Origin of the sequence: Streptomyces fractus, from assembly GCF_049844455.1 — a bacterium.
Lineage (GTDB): Bacteria > Actinomycetota > Actinomycetes > Streptomycetales > Streptomycetaceae > Streptomyces > Streptomyces fractus.
On record NZ_JBMYHI010000001.1, the window covers coordinates 162952 to 180516 of the forward strand.

General features: G+C 66.4%; 13 protein-coding genes and 4 pseudogenes. 7 read left to right on the forward strand and 10 right to left on the reverse strand.

What is annotated here, in order from left to right; genetic code table 11:
* Positions 1 to 9 precede the first annotated feature (9 nt).
* From ACP4E5_RS00860 to ACP4E5_RS00875, 4 genes are all read left to right on the forward strand, one after another.
* On the forward strand, positions 10 to 1359 hold the full coding sequence (locus ACP4E5_RS00860) for an IS30 family transposase (protein WP_425824944.1): 1350 nt from the start codon (positions 10 to 12) through the stop codon (positions 1357 to 1359).
* Positions 1340 to 1654 (forward strand): integrase core domain-containing protein, encoded by a 315-nt coding sequence (locus tag ACP4E5_RS00865; RefSeq protein WP_425824728.1) that lies wholly within the window; start codon positions 1340 to 1342, stop codon positions 1652 to 1654. Before ACP4E5_RS00860 ends, ACP4E5_RS00865 begins: the two co-directional genes overlap by 20 nt.
* A 296-nt stretch (positions 1655 to 1950) precedes the next feature.
* The gene (locus ACP4E5_RS00870; protein WP_425824729.1) at positions 1951 to 2700 is read left to right on the forward strand and encodes a transposase family protein; all 750 of its coding nucleotides are present in this window, start codon (positions 1951 to 1953) and stop codon (positions 2698 to 2700) included.
* 55 nt (positions 2701 to 2755) lie between these two features.
* The gene (locus ACP4E5_RS00875; protein ID WP_425824730.1) at positions 2756 to 4324 is read left to right on the forward strand and encodes an IS4 family transposase; all 1569 of its coding nucleotides are present in this window, start codon (positions 2756 to 2758) and stop codon (positions 4322 to 4324) included.
* A gap of 132 nt (positions 4325 to 4456) precedes the next feature.
* On the opposite strand, the gene ACP4E5_RS00880 is transcribed toward ACP4E5_RS00875, so the two are convergent.
* On the reverse strand, positions 4457 to 5254 hold the full coding sequence (locus ACP4E5_RS00880) for a hypothetical protein (RefSeq protein WP_425824731.1): 798 nt from the start codon (positions 5252 to 5254) through the stop codon (positions 4457 to 4459).
* Between the two features lie 593 nt (positions 5255 to 5847).
* On the opposite strand from ACP4E5_RS00880, the gene ltrA reads away from it, so the two are divergent.
* A complete protein-coding gene (ltrA, locus tag ACP4E5_RS00885) occupies positions 5848 to 7104 on the forward strand; it encodes a group II intron reverse transcriptase/maturase (RefSeq protein WP_425824732.1) in 1257 nt (418 codons plus the stop codon).
* Here ltrA and ACP4E5_RS00890 read toward each other — a convergent pair.
* The 3 genes from ACP4E5_RS00890 to ACP4E5_RS00900 form a co-directional block, all read right to left on the reverse strand.
* Positions 7069 to 7899, reverse strand: a complete 831-nt coding sequence (locus ACP4E5_RS00890; protein ID WP_425824733.1) for a hypothetical protein — start codon at positions 7897 to 7899, stop codon at positions 7069 to 7071. The two genes, ltrA and ACP4E5_RS00890, sit on opposite strands and share 36 nt — an antisense overlap.
* Before the next feature lie 69 nt (positions 7900 to 7968).
* The gene (locus ACP4E5_RS00895) at positions 7969 to 8568 is read right to left on the reverse strand and encodes a hypothetical protein (protein ID WP_425824734.1); all 600 of its coding nucleotides are present in this window, start codon (positions 8566 to 8568) and stop codon (positions 7969 to 7971) included.
* Between the two features lie 369 nt (positions 8569 to 8937).
* Complete coding sequence (locus ACP4E5_RS00900) at positions 8938 to 12507, reverse strand: Ig-like domain-containing protein (protein WP_425824735.1); 3570 nt, start codon at positions 12505 to 12507, stop codon at positions 8938 to 8940.
* Positions 12508 to 13166: 659 nt separating this feature from the next.
* Between ACP4E5_RS00900 and ACP4E5_RS00905 the strand changes: the two are divergent.
* Positions 13167 to 13870 (forward strand): annotated as a pseudogene (locus ACP4E5_RS00905) (transposase).
* A gap of 47 nt (positions 13871 to 13917) precedes the next feature.
* Here ACP4E5_RS00905 and ACP4E5_RS00910 read toward each other — a convergent pair.
* From ACP4E5_RS00910 to ACP4E5_RS00940, 6 genes and pseudogenes are all read right to left on the reverse strand, one after another.
* Positions 13918 to 14151: pseudogene (locus ACP4E5_RS00910) on the reverse strand (transposase family protein); the annotation flags it as partial.
* Between the two features lie 110 nt (positions 14152 to 14261).
* Positions 14262 to 14879 (reverse strand): transposase, encoded by a 618-nt coding sequence (locus ACP4E5_RS00915; protein WP_425824703.1) that lies wholly within the window; start codon positions 14877 to 14879, stop codon positions 14262 to 14264.
* Positions 14849 to 15397, reverse strand: coding sequence for a helix-turn-helix domain-containing protein (locus ACP4E5_RS00920; protein ID WP_425824704.1), 549 nt, complete (start codon positions 15395 to 15397; stop codon positions 14849 to 14851). Before ACP4E5_RS00920 ends, ACP4E5_RS00915 begins: the two co-directional genes overlap by 31 nt.
* 53 nt (positions 15398 to 15450) lie before the next feature.
* Positions 15451 to 15678, reverse strand: a complete 228-nt coding sequence (locus ACP4E5_RS00925; protein ID WP_425824736.1) for a hypothetical protein — start codon at positions 15676 to 15678, stop codon at positions 15451 to 15453.
* Positions 15659 to 16683 (reverse strand): annotated as a pseudogene (locus ACP4E5_RS00930) (IS3 family transposase). The gene ACP4E5_RS00925 and the pseudogene ACP4E5_RS00930 overlap by 20 nt, the downstream one beginning before the upstream one ends.
* 100 nt (positions 16684 to 16783) lie before the next feature.
* A complete protein-coding gene (locus tag ACP4E5_RS00940) occupies positions 16784 to 17218 on the reverse strand; it encodes a hypothetical protein (protein WP_425824740.1) in 435 nt (144 codons plus the stop codon).
* A 167-nt stretch (positions 17219 to 17385) separates the two neighbouring features.
* On the opposite strand from ACP4E5_RS00940, the pseudogene ACP4E5_RS00945 reads away from it, so the two are divergent.
* A pseudogene (locus ACP4E5_RS00945) lies at positions 17386 to 17502 on the forward strand (IS630 family transposase); the annotation flags it as partial.
* Positions 17503 to 17565: the final 63 nt, after the last annotated feature.

The window sequence follows — 17565 nt, forward strand, 5'->3', positions numbered from 1 at the left end:
AGGCCGGCGATGCGCTCGCCTGGTCGGCCTGATCCGTCGCGGGTGGTGCAGCGGCAGTTCTGGCGGCTGATCGCCACGGGCGTCACGACGGCTGAGGCATCGCTGAGGGTCGGGGTGTCATGGCCGGTCGGTACTCGGTGGTTCCGTCACGCTGGCGGCATGCCGCCGATCTCTCTGGCCGAGTCCGCCGGCCGCTACCTGACCTTCGAGGAGCGTGAGGAGATCGCGATTCTGCGGGCCCAGGGCAAGGGCGTGAGGGAGATCGCCCGCACGATCGGGCGTGACCCGGGGACGATCTCACGCGAGTTGCGCCGCAACGCCGCCACCCGCAGCGGGAAGCAGGAGTACCGGGCCACGGTCGCTCAGTGGAAGGCCCAACAGGCCGCGAAGCGCCCGAAGACTGCGAAGCTCGCAGGCAACGACAGGTTGCGTGAATATGTACAGGAACGGCTCGCCGGCAGTGTCCGTCGTCCCGACGGCACGATCGTCTCCGGGCCCAGGACGCCCGCGTGGAAGGGGCTGAACAAGCCGCACCGGCAGGACAGAAGATGGGCGACGGCACGGAGCCCGGAGCAGATCTCACACCGCCTCCGTGTCGACTTCCCCGATGATGAGTCCATGCACATCAGCCACGAAGCGATCTACCAGGCGCTGTTCATCGAGGGCCGTGGCGCGCTCAAGCGGGAGCTGGTCATGTGTCTGCGTACCGGCCGGGCGTTGCGCACTCCCCGGGCACGGTCGCAGAACAAGCCGCAAGGGCATGTCACTGCGGACGTCGTCCTCAGTGAACGCCCCGCCGAGGCTGGGGACCGCGCGGTCCCGGGACACTGGGAGGGTGATTTGATCATCGGGACGGGCCGCTCCGCGATCGGCACGCTCGTCGAGCGCAGCAGCCGCTCCACGCTCTTGGTGCACCTGCCCCGACTCGAGGGCTGGGGCACGGTTCCGCCGGTGAAGAACGGCACCTCGCTCGGCGGATACGGCGCGATTGCGATGAACGCGGCGCTCACGACGTCGATGACCCGGCTGCCCGAGCAGCTACGCAAGACCCTCACCTGGGACCGCGGGAAGGAACTCTCCGGCCACGCCCAATTCGCTCTCGACACCGGGACGAAGGTGTTCTTCGCCGATCCGCACTCGCCCTGGCAACGACCGACGAACGAGAACACCAACGGGCTGCTGCGTCAGTACTTCCCAAAGGGCACCGACCTCTCCCGGTGGTCGGTCGCGGACCTCGAAGCCGTCGCCATGGCGATCAACAATCGGCCCCGCAAGGCCCTCGGTTGGCGGACGCCGAACGAGGTCTTCGAAGAACAGCTACGCTCGCTACAACAACCCGATGTTGCAACCACCGGTTGAACTCACCCAATACACCTCGGCCCAATTTCGCGATCGCATAAGGGAGTTGGGTCGGCGGAACAGCTGCGGACGCACCGGATCATGCTTCGACAACGCCGCCGCGGAGAGTTTCTGGGCCCTCCTCAAGGAAGAGATCGGCACCCACACCTGGCCCGACCGGGCCACCGCCCGCGCCGAGGTTTTCACCTTTATCGAGACCTTCTACAACCGCCGCCGCCTGCGCAAGCACAAGATTTTCGGCTACCTCACCCCGGCCGAGACCAGGCAGCGGCATCAACACGCCCTCGCGGCATAACCGACGAGTGTCCAAGATCACGGGGAAACTTCCAAGGCCGGGTAGTTAGCGAACTCGCAGGTCATGCAAGGGGTGTTGACGAGTTTCCGATATGGAGCAACGGAGCTCGTTGGTACAGGCAGTCGTCCAAGACAGCTTGTCCCGCAAGGAGCTCCGTTGCCTACTCATTGAGCGTTTTCAGTTCGGTCACCGATCGGGTGATGGGGGCGGTGTGACGTCGGGGCGCGCAACGGGCAGGGCTCCCGTGCCGTTGAGGGAGGTGTTCGACGTCTCAACTCAGCAGCACAGGAGCCCTGTTGGTTCCGTATCCTGCCGTACTCGACCTGCCTCACGCCCTGGTCGAGTGGCTCACGATGCTCATCGTCACCCGCGAGGGCGACCGGCGGTGCAAACTCCCGCCGCACCGCCGCGCGCTGGTCGCACTTGTGTACCTGCGCCGCCATGACACCCTCGCCCAGATCGCCGCGGCCTTCGGGATATCCGTCGGCACCGCCCACGCCTACGTCAGCGCGGTCGCCGGCCTGCTCGCCGAGCAGGCACCGGACCTGCTGAAGACGCTGCGCACGCACGACCCGGACTTCATCCTTCTGGACGGCACGCTCGCAGAGTGCGACCGCGTCGGCGACGGCCGGGCCGACTACTCGGCGAAACACAAGCGGCACGGCGTGAACGTGCAGGTCGTCACGGATCCCACCGGGAAGATCCTCTGGCTGTCGCCGGCGCTGCCGGGCCGGACCCACGATCTGACAGCCGCTCGGATCCACAAGATCCTCCGGATCTGCGAACGCCAAGACGTCCCCATCCTCGCTGACATGGCCTACATCGGCGGCGGCAACTGGGTCACCACCGCCAAGCGCCGCCCGCCAGGCGGCGAACTCACACCCACCGAGCAATCTGCGAACCGCGCCCTGGCCGCAGCCCGGGCACCCGTCGAACGAGGCATGGCACGACTGAAGTCCTGGCAGATTTTCCGCAGATCCCGCATCAGCCCCAACCGCATAAGCGTCATCACCAAAGCCGTCCTCACCCTGGAGAGGCAACGCTGAAAACGCTCATTGTCTCCTGCCGCCTGCACTGACGGCCATCACCCGAACGGTCACGGTGGCCGCGGGCCGGTTCGCTCCCGGACATCTGGGGGAACTGACGCCGATCATGCCGTTCGAGCTGGTCGACGCGGTCTTGTCGGAGACCGGGACCGTGCAGCGGCGGTTGCGTGATCTGCCCTCGCGGGTCGGCGTCTACTTCCTCCTGGCGATGTGCTTGTTCCCCGAGGTCGGCTACCGGCTGGTCTGGGACAAGCTGACCGCAGGCCTGTCGGGGATGCCGATCGTCTGCCCGAGCACGAAAGCGTTACGTGGTCTGCGTCGCCGGCTCGGCAGCGCGCCGGTGCGGGCGTTGTTCGAGGTGCTGGCCGGGCCGTTGGCCCAGCCAACCACACCGGGGGTACGGTTCGGCCCGTATCGGACGGTGTCGTTCGACGGCTGCAGCTCGATCAAAGTGCCCGACAGCGAGCGCAATCGGAGCTGGCTGAGGCGGTGCCCGCACGGCGGTTTTCCCCAGGTCGAGCTGATGACGCTCGTGGAGACCGGTACCCGGGCCGTGGTCGGGGCGGTCTTCGGCCCTACCCGGGAGGGCGAGACCTCGTACGCCACCAGGTTGTTGCCGCATCTGGTCCCGGAAATGCTGGTCTTGTGGGACCGGGGCTTCGACAGCAACGACTTCCTCGCCGCCGTGCACGCCACCGGCGCACGGGTCTTGGGCCGCATCAATCAGCGCCGCCGTCCACCGGTTTTGAAGGCACTCGCCGACTCTTCCTACCTCTCGGTCATCGGCGGCGTCCGGGTACGCATCATCGAGGCCCGAGTGAGCGTCATCTGCACGGACGGCAGCACCTTCGAGGGCTCCTACCGTCTGGCAACCACGTTGCTGGATGCCCGCCGCTACCCCGCCGACCGCCTCGTGCACCTCTATCACGAACGTTGGGAGCACGAGAGCGCCTACTACGCGCTCCGCCACACCATCCTGCACGCACGGGTCCTGCGCTCTCACGATCCGGCAGGCGTCGAGCAGGAGATGTGGGCTCTGCTCACTCTCTACCAGCTTCTGCGCCGCACCATGGTCGATGCAGCAGAGTCCAGGCCAGGCACCGACCCAGACCGCTGTGGCTTCACCGTCGCCTTCCAAACCGCTCGCGACCTGCTGGTATGCGCGGAAGGAGTCTTCGAGCAGGGCATCGGGGAGATCGGCCAACGAGTCCTGTCGGCGCTGTCGCCCGCGCGGCGGTCCCGTGTCAGCACCCGCAAGGTGAAGTCCCCCATCTCCCGTTACGCGGAAAGGAAACTGGACGGCCGACCCGACGGCAGCAAGGTCGTGACCTCGACGACGATCACTCTCCTGCCGCCCCCACCGCCACAGCCCGCACTGCCCGCGACGACCGACCGGGAGAACACCGGCAACCGCATGGCACGTGTCCTGACCATCCTGCAGGCAGAGCCCGAACGGCTGTGGCGATCAAGAGAGATCGCCGAGCTCCTCGGCGACGTCACCCTCGTCGCCACCTATCGCCAACTCGCCCGCTGGGCCGAGAGAGGAATGATCAAGAGAGTCCGCACGGGCCGCTACGCGGCAATCACGATGCCGCCTCCCTTGCGTAACCAGCGGAAACGCTAACTACCCGGCCTTGGGGGAATGCCCCATGCCGGCCTCCCCCTGGCCGGGAACAATGCAGCGAAGTCCTCGTCCCTAAACAGCACCCCCGGCTCGTCCCGGACGGGTGTAGCTCTCGCGTAGTGAGGTCTCCGATCACGCGCCGAGTGTGAAGTTGGCTTGGTCGGCGTGGGGGTGCAGTCGCTGCTGTTCGGCGCGGACGTGGAAGTTCCAGTACGCGGGAAAGTCTCCGTTCTTGTCGATCGCCCTCAGGGTGAGGAGGGCCTCGGCGCCGGGAACGCTCCACCTGCTGCCGGTAATGTCCAGTCTGTCGGCGACCAAGTGACGTGCTGCCCCCTCGATGACGCCGCTGGCGATCGGCCAGCCGGCCGCGAGGGCCGTCTCGTAGTGGACGAAGTCGGCGTTGTTTTCGAGGTAGTTGCACGTCTTGTCGACACCCGTGCGGTCCTCGCCGGTCAGGTGGTGGCGGTCGGCCTCGGCGCGGAGCTCGTCGGCGGCCCGGTTGGCGCATCCGGCGAGGATGCGGGCCACCTTGCCGGCGATCCAGTCCTCGGCGTCCGGATCGGTACCGGAGTAGAAGCAGCGGGCGGCGGCCCACAACTTCTCGATCACGTGAACCACATCGAGGGCGATGTGGATGTCCACGTTCCGGCGCCGGGCTTCTTCCTGGATCAGCTCGAGCTGGTGGCGGGCGCCGTCGACCAGGACCACCCAGCGCCGCTGGTGGTGCGGGTCGCGGGCCTGGGCCTGGTCGAAGGCGGCGGCGATCACCTGGTCGGGGTCGTGTTCGACGGAGCCGGTCAGCCATTTCGCCCGGGCCGTCGGCCCGGGGCGGGGTGGTCGGTCGCCGCTGCGGCCGCCGGGCGGGGTGATGATGTCGTGCGGGCGGCGCACGGCCGGTTCGGCGTCGTAGACCGCGGCGAGCGTCGCCATCCGCTTGGTGTGTCCTGAATGCGAAGGAGAAAGGACATGTAGGAGTTCTGATCCGTAGCAATGCTGCGTGACTGATGAAGGAATTTGGCCCTTCGGAGTCGCCCTGCGGGGGGAGGCTTCAAACCGCCCCGCGCTGCGTTGGCTGAAGACCGTCGTGGTGAGCGGTCGGGGAAAAGGCGCCGTATGAGGCGTCAGGTGGGGACCAGGAAGACGAACGCAAGTGAATCGTTGCTGACGTGTCGAAAATGGTAAGACGGCATCGAAACCGTGGGAATAAGCGGCCTCGGGAAAGAGTCTGGCGGGAGCCCGTCTATTGGCCAGGCGGTGTCCGGCATGGAGACGACGTGAGCCTGGTCTGCTGCGGTCACGTGGAACAGGAGAAGGCACGCTTCGATACGTCCTGTCCCGGTAGGGCAGGTGAGAGGGAGTGCTCCAAGCGGCCATCACCGCAAGGGGTCGAGTACCGAGGCGAAGCGTGCTGGCGGACCGGCTCGTAGTAGTGAGGAATCCCCTGCAATGGGGGTGGAGCGAAGGGGCCGGGTCGTTCGTGGCTATGTGTGTCTGGTCAACCGGATGTTCTCCGGGAGGAGCCGATGGACAAGTTGAAATCACAGGTCAAACCGTTCGAGATCCTAAAATCGGAGGTCTGGGAAGCGTGGCGTGAGGTAAGGGCGAACAAGGGGGCGGCCGGCGTGGATGGCCAGTCCGTCGAGGAATTCGAGAAGGATCTGAAGAACAACCTTTACAAGATCTGGAACCGGATGCCCTCGGGGGCGTACTTCCCGCCGCCGGTCCGCGCGGTGGAAATCCCCAAGCCGCACGGCGGAGGCACAAGAGTCCTAGGAATTCCTTGTGTTGCCGACCGGGTGGCCCAGACCGTGGTGGCCCGGCATCTATCGAGGAGGGTGGAGCCGATGTTCCATCCCGACTCATACGGATACCGGCCGCAGCGGTCGGCCCTGGACGCGGTGGAACGCTGCCGGGAACGGTGCTGGAAGAAGGACTGGGTCATCGATCTCGATGTGCAGAAGTTCTTCGACACCGTCCGGTGGGACCTCGTGGTCAAGGCCGTAGAGGCACACACCGACGCCGTCTGGGTGAAGTTGTATGTCAAACGGTGGCTGTGTGCGCCGTTGCAACTGCCCGACGGCACCCTCCAGCAGAGAGACCGGGGGACCCCGCAAGGATCTTCGGTCTCACCGGTGTTGGCGAACCTGTTCATGCACTACGCGTTCGACATGTGGCTCGTCCGGGAGTTCCCGACGGTCGATTTTGAACGTTATGCCGATGATGCGGTGATCCACTGCGTCAGCGAGCGGCAGGCCCGCCGTGTGCTGGCCGCGCTCGGGGACAGGATGGAAGAAGTCGGGCTGCGTCTGCACCCCGACAAGACCCGGATCGTGTACTGCAAGGACGCGTTCCGCCATGGCTCGGCAGAGCACACGGCGTTCACGTTCCTGGGGTTCACGTTCCGCCAGCGCCGGGTACGCGGCAAGGACGGCACGCCCTTCTTGTCGTTCATGCCCGCGATCAGCAAGGATGCCCTGAAGAAGATCAGCTCGGAGATCCGCTCCTGGCGGCTCCATCAGCGGATCAACCACACGATCACAGAGCTCGCTCAGCGGCTGAACCCGCTGATCGCGGGCTGGATGCAGTACTACGGCCGGTACTACCGATCGGCCATGTATCCGCTCCTCAGACGCATCAACGCCTACCTGGTGCGCTGGCTCCGCGAGAAGTACAAGCATCTGCGCGCGGTGAGGAAGGCCATTGCGGCTTCCTCGACCGGGCTGCCCGCCACTATCCAGGCATGTTCAAGCACTGGAAGTGGACGACAGCCCCCTCGATGACCTGACGATCAGGACGACAAGAGCCGTGTAACGAGAGATTGTTAAGCACGGTTCTGTGGGAGCCCGGGAGTGAGATTCCCCCGGGCCACCCGACCGCCCGGCCTTCTCGCCGGTGGCCAGGCGGGTGCGGAAGGTGCGTTTCGCGCGCTCGGCGGCCTTGCGGGTGGCCTCGCGCAGATGGCCGGGGCGCATGGTGATGCCCTTGCCGTCCACGGAGATCACCAGGAGTGTGGACGCGGTCTGCGGGATCGGGGTGCGGACGGCGTAGAAGGCGGCGGTGTCCACGGCCGCGGCCCGCACGAGGTGTTCGATCTGCCGTTTGCCCGCGATCCTGCCGCAGGCGCGGGTGATCGCCTCCAGTGCGGTGTCGTAGGAACCGCGCACCGCCTCGAGCACGGCAAGGCGGCGGATTCCCAGGCTGTGCCGCTCGCGCGGCAGGCCGAGCAGGGCGTCGGCCGGATAGCAGTTGGGCCGGCCCGGCGCCCGAAGCGCGCACCGTGACACGGTCACCGTGCCGACCACGGTGGCCAGTTCCCGGTGGTGCCCGGCCTCCAGGCGGGTGCGTCCGTCGAACAAGGTCGCGCGGGCGGGCACCGCCATCGCCTTCAACCGTGTCTCCTCCCGGTTCGCACGGAGGTCAAGGTGGGCCTGCAGCAGCAGCCGGGCCAGCTCCCGGCCCTGCTCGGCGGCCAGCTCCTCCACCTCGTGGTGGGGTGCGGTGAGGGTGTCGGGGCCGGAGAGGTCGGCAACCAGGTGCGTGAAGAAAGAAACCGCGGCGGCAAACGGGTCAGCCATCGCGGCCTGCTCGTAATCTTCCATCGGGCTCTCGATCCTGGGCATCGGATGGTTTCGTCGCCCTCGACGCTAGGACCGGGAGCCCTCCCCATCACCCGCGCGACGCGAGGCCGCGGGATCGCTGTGATGCCCCGGCGCACGCCCCGCCGCTGCCGCGTTGCGGGAGGCAAACAGGCCCGGCGACACCTCCGCGATCCAGCCCCGCTCCGTGAGCCGCTTCAGCTTCGAACGGAACCCCTCCACCTTCGACTTGTCCGTCGACAGGCCCAGCACCGAGCACAACTGATGGGCCCGCAGCGGATGCACCGCATCAGCGAGCACCTCCACGATGTCCGCGTACGCCCGCGGCAGAGCCTCCAGCCCGAGCTCAGCCGACCACGTCGGCACCAGGCGCACCCCCATCGGCGAGCCGACCTCGAAACCTTCCGTATCCGGCACGGCAGCCGCCTCGGCCGACTCTCCCGACACGGCCGCCTCTCCGGGCCCCGAGACCGGGCCGTCCCCGGAAAGGATCTCCGCCATCGTCTCCCGCGTGATCTCCAGACGGGACACGACGGCCTCCTGCTCGGTCAGCCGCGCGGTCAACTCCGCGATCTGTCCACGCAGTTCCTCGATCAACTTCCGTGCGTGCGCGTCGCGCCGCTCCAATTCCTCCAGCCACGAAACCATCGCCGCCCCCGAACCCGAGTCCTGCTCACGACGATCGGGCAATCCAGCGCGATCAGCAACGGCCCACCCCAAGCCGGCTCACTACGCGAGAGCTACACCCGTCCCGGACCCGGATGGCCAGGCTTCCCCGGGGGAACGCAGCCCGCGCCACCCGTGCCGTCTCCACCGGGACCTCGCCCGGCCCATACGAGCGCATTGACATGGCAACCCCCACGCCACTGACGTCGGTCCCCGAGACCAAGTCTCGGGGACCGACGTCAGTACCCGCAGCCAAATTGGCCAACAGGGTCGGGAACACCCGACCGGGCATCGTGATTCCTGTGTGGTGTGCAGTTCTACGGGCTCACCGTGGGGGTGGGCCCGTCTGGATTAGTCGATCATCCAGGTCTGCACTGCGGTGCCGGTGTAGGTGGCGTTCTGGGTGCCGCCGTTGGCGGTCTCGGTCAGGCCCAGGTCGTCTCCGGTCGTGGTGAAGGAGAGTTCACCGGCGACTCCGCCGCTGTAGGTGACGGTCTGGCTGTCCTTGAGGGTGCCGTCGGTCGGCGGGGCGACCGCGCGGACCACGGTGCCCGATTCGGTGCCGCCGCCGCGCAGGTCCAGGACCGTGCGCTGGCCGGTGCGGGGGTCGACCGCACGCTTGCTGATCAGCGCGCCGTCGTCGGTGAGCATCCACTGCTGGTCGGTGTCACCGTCCGCGGGCAGGGCCCTGGTGGACACACCGGCCTCCCCGGTGGTGGAGTCGATACCGGTCGCGCCGTGCACGGTCAGCTTGTCGCCGGTGCCGGCGGTGACGGTGCCGAACTCGTCATTGGCGCCGGACGTGGCCGTCCAGGACTGGTTGTAGGCGCCGGTGTAGTCCTGCACCGAGGCACCCGTCGCGGCCGAGCCCGTGGCCGCCAGTCCGTAACCGTCAGTGTCCGCACGGCCGTTGGTCAGCGACCCGCCGTCGTTCAGATTCCAGGACTGCGAGCCGTCGGTGTCCTCGTCCGCGGTCTGCGGGGAGTCGATCAGCGCCGAGGCCGCACCCTCGTTCAGGTCCAGCACCAGGTGTGAACCGGTGTCCGGATCGACCGCCGCGGGGTCCTCGTTGATCAGATGCCCGTCATCCAGCGTCCACCGCTGTGCCGTCTCCGAGGAATCGACATCCATCGCGTGCACCGAGGCACCGTGACCGGTCGCACCGTCCTGCACGCTGCCGGTCGCCTCCAGAGCCTGCCCCTGGTCGTTCACCAGCTGCTGGTTCTGGAACCCCGACGGGTCGTAGACCGTGACCGTCACGGTCGCGGTGTACTCGTTGTTGTCGGCGTCGGTGGCGGTGTAGGTGAAGGTGTCCTTACCCGAGAAACCGGTGTCCGGCACATAGTGCACCTTGCCGTCGACAACCTCCGCCGTACCGTTGTCCGGATCCGACGCCGACTTCAGCGTCAGGTCACCGGCGTCATTGGCCAGCACATCCACATCCGTGGCCGTCTCATAGTTCGTCGACGCGATGTCGTCCAGCACTCCGGCCGGCTGATCGCCCACCGTCATCGAGACGGTCCCCACGGTCTTGTAAACGTGCTCACCGTCCATGGCCCTGTAGGTGAAGGTGTCCGGACCGCTGTAACCAGCGTCCGGCACGTAGTGCACCGTGTTGTCGTCATTGATGGTCGCCGTGCCGTGCGCCGGCTGCGTCACCGAGTACGTCGACAACACCTTGCCGGTGTCATTGGCCAGCACGTCCACGTCCACCGGCGTCTCATACGGCGTCGAGGCGACGTCATCCACCACCGTCGAATCCGTCCCCTCCACCGTGACAATCACCGTCGCGGTGTACTCGTTGCCATCGGTGTCAGTGGCGGTGTAGGTGAAGTGTTCGGCACCCGTGAAGCCGTAGTACGGCGCGTAGTGCACCGTACCGTCGCTGTTGATGGTCGTCGTCCCGTGCGTCCTCCCATCATCCCCGGAGTGCGACGGCTGTGTCACCGACGTCACCGTCAGGTCACCGGTGTCATTGGCCAGCACATCAATGTCCGCCGGCGTGTCAAACGGCGTCGACGCCGTGTCATCCACCACCGTCGCCGGCGGCGCGCCGACCGTCATCGTGACCGTTGCGACATCGGTGTCGCTGGCGGTGGTGCTGTACTGGAAGGTGTCGGTGCCGCTGAAACCGTCGTCGGGTACGTAGTGGACCTTGTTGTCGGCGGTCTTTGTCGTGGTGCCGTGCTTCGGGTCCGACACGTTCGCCAGGGTGTCGGCGCCGGTGTCGTTGGCCAGGACATCCACATCCGTGGCCGTCTGATACGCCGTCGACGCCGTGTCATCCACCAACGACACATCCGGCGCGTCCACGGTCATGGTGACGGTTGCGTAGTCGGTGTCGCTGGCGGTGGTGCTGTAGGTGAAGGTGTCGGTGCCGCTGTAGCCGTCGTCCGGCTTGTAGTTCACGGTCTTCTTGTCGTCGCTGATGGTCGTGGTGCCGTGGTCCGGCTGCGACACCTTTGCGAGGGTGTCGGCGCCGGTGTCGTTGGCCAGGACATCCACATCCGTGGCCGTCTGATACGCCGTCGACGCCGTGTCATCCACCAGCTTCACATCCGGCGCGCCGACCGTCATCGTGACGGTTGCGTTGTACTGCTTGCCGGCGGCGGTGGCGAAGTAGGTAAAGGTGTCGGTTCCGCTGAAACCGTCGTCCGGCACATAGTGCACCTTGCCGTTGGAAACAGTCGCCGTACCGTGCGGCGGCGTCGTCGTCCCCACCAATGTCAGGTCACCGGTGTCGTTGGCCAGGACATCCACATCGGCGGCCGTCTGATACGCCGTCGACGCCGTGTCATCCACCAACTCCGCAGACGGTGCGCCCACCGTCACCGCCACACTTGCTTTGTCAGTGTTGCCATGGCTGTCGGTGACGGTGTAAGTGAAGGCGTCAATAACACCGGCGGAATCGTCGGGTGCCGTGTAGTGCACCTTATTGCCAGAAATAGCCGTCTTACCGCCGGCCGTTCCCGACCCCACCGACGTCAGCGTCAGGCCGTCACCGACGTCATTGGCCAGCACGTCTATATCCACCGAATCCCCCGACGCCACCGCCGCCGTATCGTTCACCGCATCCACGGTCGGCGCGTCCACGGTCATGGTGACGGTTGCGACATCGGTGTCGCTGGCGGTGGTGCTGTACTGGAAGGTGTCGGTGCCGCTGAAACCGTCGTCGGGTACGTAGTGGACCTTGTTGTCGGCGGTCTTTGTCGTGGTGCCGTGCTTCGGGTCCGACACGTTCGCCAGGGTGTCGGCACCGGTGTCGTTGGCCAGGACATCCACATCCGTGGCCGTCTGATACGCCGTCGACGCCGTGTCATCCACCAACGACACATCCGGCGCGCCGACCGTCATCGTGACGGTCGCGTAGTCGGTGTCGCTGGCGGTGGTGCTGTACTGGAAGGTGTCCGTGCCGCTGAAACCGTCGTCGGGTACGTAGTGGACCTTGTTGTCGGCGGTCTTCGTCGTGGTGCCGTGCTTCGGGTCCGACACGTTCGCCAGGGTGTCGGCACCGGTGTCGTTGGCCAGGACATCCACATCCGTGGCCGTCTCGTAGTTCGTCGACGCGGTGTCATCCACCAACTTCGCACTCGGCGTGCCCACCATTATCGTCACCGTCGCGGTGTGCTTGGTGCCACTGTTGTTGGTGGCGGTGTAGTCGAAGGTGTCCTTGCCCGAGAAACCGGTGTCCGGTACATAGTGCACCTTGCCGTTAGAAACGGTCGCCGCACCGTGGGCCGGATCCGTCACCGACTTCACCGTCGTCAGACCGGTGTCATTGGCCAGCACATCCACATCCACCGGCGTGTCATACGGCGTCGACGCTATGTCGTCAGCTGCCGCCGACGTGTCCTCCGGCGGATCCACCGTCACATGTACCGTTCCGGTGATCGGGGGATTACCCCAAATGGTATCCGTCATGGTGTATTGAAAAGTGTCCTGGCCAGAGTAGCCAGGATCTGGCGTGTAATTTACCCCATAGGCGGGCGAAGCTAGCTACGCCGTGCCATGGGCTGGATTTGACGTGGAAGTTACTCGGTAAGAACTGTAAAGACATTGCGCAGCTGTATTGTCGTTACTCCAGACGTCAATATAGTTGTTGCTTGAATTGGCGGACACCGTGGCGTAGTCGTCAGTTGTGTGAACGTTGTTACAGCCCCCCGTTGAAGTCTCTGCCGCTGGTGCTGCCATCGCCGGAACGGCAGCAGTAGTTGCTACTCCCGCCGCCAGCAGTACCGTTGCAATTGACGCCGACAGCCGACGCTTCGCGCTCATCAAAGTCCACCTTTTCGCACATCCCTACCCTCGATCGCGTACGATCCAGGAGTCTTCACGCATCATTCTCCTTCCACCTCCCCCCCATTGTCATGACGGAAAGTCAACACGCGGGTGTCAAAAGTCAATTGGATGCGACACCAAGGTAACGCGCGGGAAAACTGGGTCGACACCGGTTACGCGAACAGTGAGCTCTTTCAGCGTGGCCACTGATCGGGTGACGGGCTGGTGCTCCGCAACGCACAAGACTCCCGTGCCGTTGAGCGAGGTGTTCGAAGTCTCAACTCGTTGGCACAGGAGCCTCGTTGGTTCCCTATCCTGCCGCACTCGACCTGCCTCACGCGCTGGTCGAGTGGGTCACCATGCTCATCGTCGCCCGCGAGGGTGACCGCCGCTGCAAGCTCCCGCCGCACCAACGTGCCCTCGTCGCCCTGGTGTACCTACGCCGGCACGACACACTCACCGAGATCGCAGCAGGCTTCGGCATCGCCGTCGGCGCCGCCCACGCCTACACCGCCTCCGTGATCGACCTGCTTGCCGACCGCGCCCCGGCCTGCTGCGTGCGCTGCGTGAAACCGATCCCGACCACGTCCTGCTCGACGGCGCCCTCGCCGAGTGCGACCGCGTCGGTGACGGCCGGGCCGACTACTCCCACAAGCACCGTCGACACGGGGTGAACGTCCAGGTGGTAACCGATCCAGCCGGTCGCACGCTGTGGATCTCGCCTGTCCTCCCCGGCCGCACACATGACCTGACCGCGGCCCGCACCCACCGGATCATCCGGATCTGCGAGCGCCAGGGCATCCCGATCCTGGCCGACTGCGCCTATACGGGCGCCGGACCGTGGGTGACCACGCCACTCCGACGCCCGCCCGGGCGCGGGCTGACGCCAACTCAGCAGACCGTCAACCGGGCGCTCTCGACGGCGCGAGCGCCCGTCGAGCAAGGCATGGCCCGACTCAAGTCGTGGCACATCTTCCGCAGGTCACAAGGCCTGTCCCGTAAATGATCTTCGGTGTGGTCGGAGTGCGCCACCCGTTGCGGGGGGCTTGCCGTCTATCCGGCGAGGTTGAGGTTGTGCAGGCGGGCGATGCCGAGCATCGCGTGATGGACACCGTCGCCTCTGAGTCGGCAATCCCGCAGGATCTTCCAGCACTTCATGCGGGCGAAGACGTGCTCGACGCGGGCACGGACCTGTTTGTGGGAGGTGTTGTGCGTCTTCTGCCAGTCGGTCAGCTCTTCGCCTTTGCGGCGGCGGTGCGGCATCACCAGGCCGGTGGGGCTTCCACCCGGGAAGTAGACACGGTTTCGTGTGGTTATGCGGCGAGTGTCAAGTTAGCTGATTGCTCGTAGGCGACAGGGCTGAGGTGTCCGTTCGCCGAGTGCCGGCGCCTGGTGTTCTAAGCGGCCTGGGTGAAGTTCGTTGCTGATGTGCGGATTCGGTCGCGTCGGCGGGTGAGGGCCTTGTCGACGGCCCTGCCGATGTCATCGGTGCTGGTCTGGGTGCGCTGTGGGTAGTCCTCGTACTTCGCCTGCCGCCAGACCAGCTCGATGTCGTTCAATTCCGGGCTGCGCGGCGGCAGATAGAACAGGTCCACCCCGATCTTCGCCAGTTGTCGACGACGCCCCTTGAACACCTTGGCCGTGTGCACGGAGGCGTTGTCGAGCACGACGGTGCACGGCCTGCGCCGTTCCCACACGGGCATGGCATCGGCACCGATGCCGTCGGCGGCCAGGTCCAGCACGCCCGCGCCACCGCCGAGGCCCGCCAGCTGACGGCAGACGAACTCCAGCAGCATCTCTGCGTCGACCTTCCCGCAGGTGCGCTGCCAGATCAGATCCGGCTCTGTGCCGACGACCTTCGCACCGAGCACGTTGACCCGCCGGTTCCGGGTGTCCTCCTTGGCTACCACGGCCCGCTGTCCGACCCTCGACCAGGTGTAACCCGTGGGCATGGTCGGGGCGAAGCCGGACTCGTCCAGGAAGATCAGGTCGCGTTCGCCCGCGTGCGCCTCCATCCGTAAGTCCGCAAGTCCCCCAGCTCCGCCTTTGCGGCCTGCTGGAGGACGGGGTCGGCCTTGTGCCGCACGCTGTCGCGGGTCCGTTTCCATCGGAAGCCGTCGCGGTGCAACAGCTCACTCAGCCAGTCCACGGAGATCTCCACTCCGCGTTCGGCGAACAGCCAGTCACGCAGGGCCGACGCGGTCCAGGTGACCCCCTTGACCGCGGAGTCGTCCAGCAACTCGGTCAGCGCGGCCCGGTCCTCGGGGCCGAGAAGTTTTGCGGGACGGCCGGGACGCGAGGCATCGAGCAGTCCCGCGATCCCGCCCTCCTCGAAGCGGTGCACGGCGGCCCGGACCGTGACGGGGTGGCACTCCAGCAGGTCGGCGACCTCGGCAGTGGTCCGCCCGCGGTCGAGGAATCGGATGCATTCGGCCCGCTGCCGGGTGTACGCGGTCAGATCACAGCGGGCCAACAACCCGCGCAGGTCCCTGCGCTGATCATCAGTCAGCTCGACTCGGAGGCTCTTCCCCATGGTGTCCCTCCTACAGGACACCTACCCGACACACGCAACTTCACCGGATCCGCTTAGCGCGCCAGCCACTGGAAGACCCGGTGCCGACAGGCGTCGGCGCCGTCGTAGCGGCGGGCGCCCTTGAGCGTCTCGCGTTTCAGGGAGGCGTGGAAGGATTCGCAGGCGGCGTTGTCCGCGCTCGTGCCCACCGCGCCCATGGACTGGATCACGCCCAACTCGGTGCACAGACCAGCGAATTGGCGGGATCCGTACTGGGTGAGTTCAACCGGTGGTTGCAACATCGGGTTGTTGTAGCGAGCGTAGCTGTTCTTCGAAGACCTCGTTCGGCGTCCGCCAACCGAGGGCCTTGCGGGGCCGATTGTTGATCGCCATGGCGACGGCTTCGAGGTCCGCGACCGACCACCGGGAGAGGTCGGTGCGCATGTGGTCGGCGATCGACCAGCCCACCACGCGCCGAGAGAAGCAGTCCAGGACCGTGGCGAGGTAGAGGTGCTCGCCGTCGCCGACGGGCAGATACGTGATGTCACCCATGTACTTCAGGTTCGGCGCACTCGCGGTGAAGTCTCTCTGGAACAGGTCCGCCACCGGCGTCTGCGACGGCTCCGGGACCGTGGTCCGGACCCGCTTGCGCAGACGGAAGCCGGCGATGAGGAACTTGCGCATGACACGGGCAACTTTCTTCTCGTTGATGTGCAGGCCGTGGGTGTCACGGAGCTCGGCAGTGACGCGCGGGGCGCCGTAGGTGCCGTCCGACTCGGCGTGCACGGCCTTGATCCTCGTCGCCAGGGCCCGGTCACTTTGCTCGCGCCGGGCGCGGGTCTCGCGTGAAGCGCGCCATTTGTAATAGCTGGAGCGGACGACGTCCAGCACCTGGCAGAGCCGCTTGACCTCGAAGGTCTCGCGCTGGTCCTCGATGAACTGGAAGCGGCTCGTCACCAGGTCATCTCGGCGGCGAAAAACTTCGTCGCCTTGCGCAGGATGTCGCGTTCAGTGGCGAGCGTCGCGTTCTCCTTGCGCACCGTCTTCAGCTCCGCGCGCAGGGCCGCTATCTCGGCCTTCAGCTCTTCTTCCCGGCTCGGCTCACTCACCGCGGTCGGCTCCCTGGTCTTGCTCGTGGTCGTGCTGTCCTCGCCCTGGCGGGACCGCTCGGCCCGCACCCAGTCCCGCAGTGTGCCCCGGCTCACGCCCAGGCCCTCCGCGACCCCGGCCAGGGTCAGGCCCGGATCAGACAGGTACAGCGCGACGGCATCCGCCTTGAACTCCGGCGAGTAGAACTTCATCACCATAAGGGACATCTCCTCCCCGCCCCCAGGTCAGAGGCGGGATCAAAGTGTCCACTCTCCGGGGGGAGGCGCCAGGCGATGATCCAGTGGTCGATGACGATGCTCATGATCCGCCGCCTCGCGGGCCCGCGGCGAGCGCGAACCGCCCCGACGGCTCCTTGACCAGCCAGCCCCTGCGCACCAGCCGGTTCGCCTTGGACCGCACTCCCTCCAGCTTCGCCGCCACCGGCTCTACCCCGAGCCCCGCAGCCAAGTCCTTGCAGGTCAACGCCGACGCGGAAGCGGTCAGGACCGCCAACATCCGCTGATACTCCGGCGACGGCGACGGCGACGGCGACGGCGACGGCGACGGCGACGGCGACGGCGACGGCGACGGTTCAGGATCCCCGGACGCCGGCGGGTCCGCCTCCACCACACCGTCCGGGTCGGCGAGAACCTCGACGACAGTCTCCCGGGAGACGACGAACCGCTCCCAGTCGAGTTCCGCTTCCCGCAACGCGGCCAGCACCCGGTCCGCCTCGGCCCGCAGTACTTCCACCCGCTGAGCAGCAGCGCTCGTTCCCGCTCCTCCAGCAGCCCGATCACCGACGGCATCCCGCACCTCCACGACCGCACCGACACGACGTGTCCTTGCTGCCACAGAACCCATCACACTATGCCTGACCAGCGCGAACCCGACGATCAAGTACGGAAAGACAACAGCCTCTGATGCGGGTCCTGCGCACCCACCTCCGCCACATCCAATACCGGCCCGACCTCATCGACGGGTGCCTCGCCGCAACCGGACTCACCCTCACGACAACACGGCCACAAAGTCAGTAGCTACCAGCGGGCTACTTGCGCCCTGATGCCTTGGCTGGGACTTCGGGGCCAGGTAGAGGGACC

What these genes read in the sequence shown, in the direction of transcription:
- ACP4E5_RS00860 (WP_425824944.1), top strand. Translation starts at nt 10, where the DNA reads ATGCGCTCGCCTGGTCGGCCTGATCCGTCGCGGGTGGTGCAGCGGCAG.
- ACP4E5_RS00865 (WP_425824728.1), top strand. Translation starts at nt 1,340, where the DNA reads ATGTTGCAACCACCGGTTGAACTCACCCAATACACCTCGGCCCAATTT.
- ACP4E5_RS00880 (WP_425824731.1), bottom strand. Translation starts at nt 5,254, where the DNA reads ATGGCGACGCTCGCCGCGGTCTACGACGCCGAACCGGCCGTGCGCCGC.
- ltrA (WP_425824732.1), top strand. Translation starts at nt 5,848, where the DNA reads ATGGACAAGTTGAAATCACAGGTCAAACCGTTCGAGATCCTAAAATCG.
- ACP4E5_RS00890 (WP_425824733.1), bottom strand. Translation starts at nt 7,899, where the DNA reads ATGGCTGACCCGTTTGCCGCCGCGGTTTCTTTCTTCACGCACCTGGTT.
- ACP4E5_RS00895 (WP_425824734.1), bottom strand. Translation starts at nt 8,568, where the DNA reads ATGGTTTCGTGGCTGGAGGAATTGGAGCGGCGCGACGCGCACGCACGG.
- ACP4E5_RS00900 (WP_425824735.1), bottom strand. Translation starts at nt 12,507, where the DNA reads ATGACGGATACCATTTGGGGTAATCCCCCGATCACCGGAACGGTACAT.
- ACP4E5_RS00915 (WP_425824703.1), bottom strand. Translation starts at nt 14,879, where the DNA reads ATGGAGGCGCACGCGGGCGAACGCGACCTGATCTTCCTGGACGAGTCC.
- ACP4E5_RS00920 (WP_425824704.1), bottom strand. Translation starts at nt 15,397, where the DNA reads ATGGGGAAGAGCCTCCGAGTCGAGCTGACTGATGATCAGCGCAGGGAC.
- ACP4E5_RS00925 (WP_425824736.1), bottom strand. Translation starts at nt 15,678, where the DNA reads ATGTTGCAACCACCGGTTGAACTCACCCAGTACGGATCCCGCCAATTC.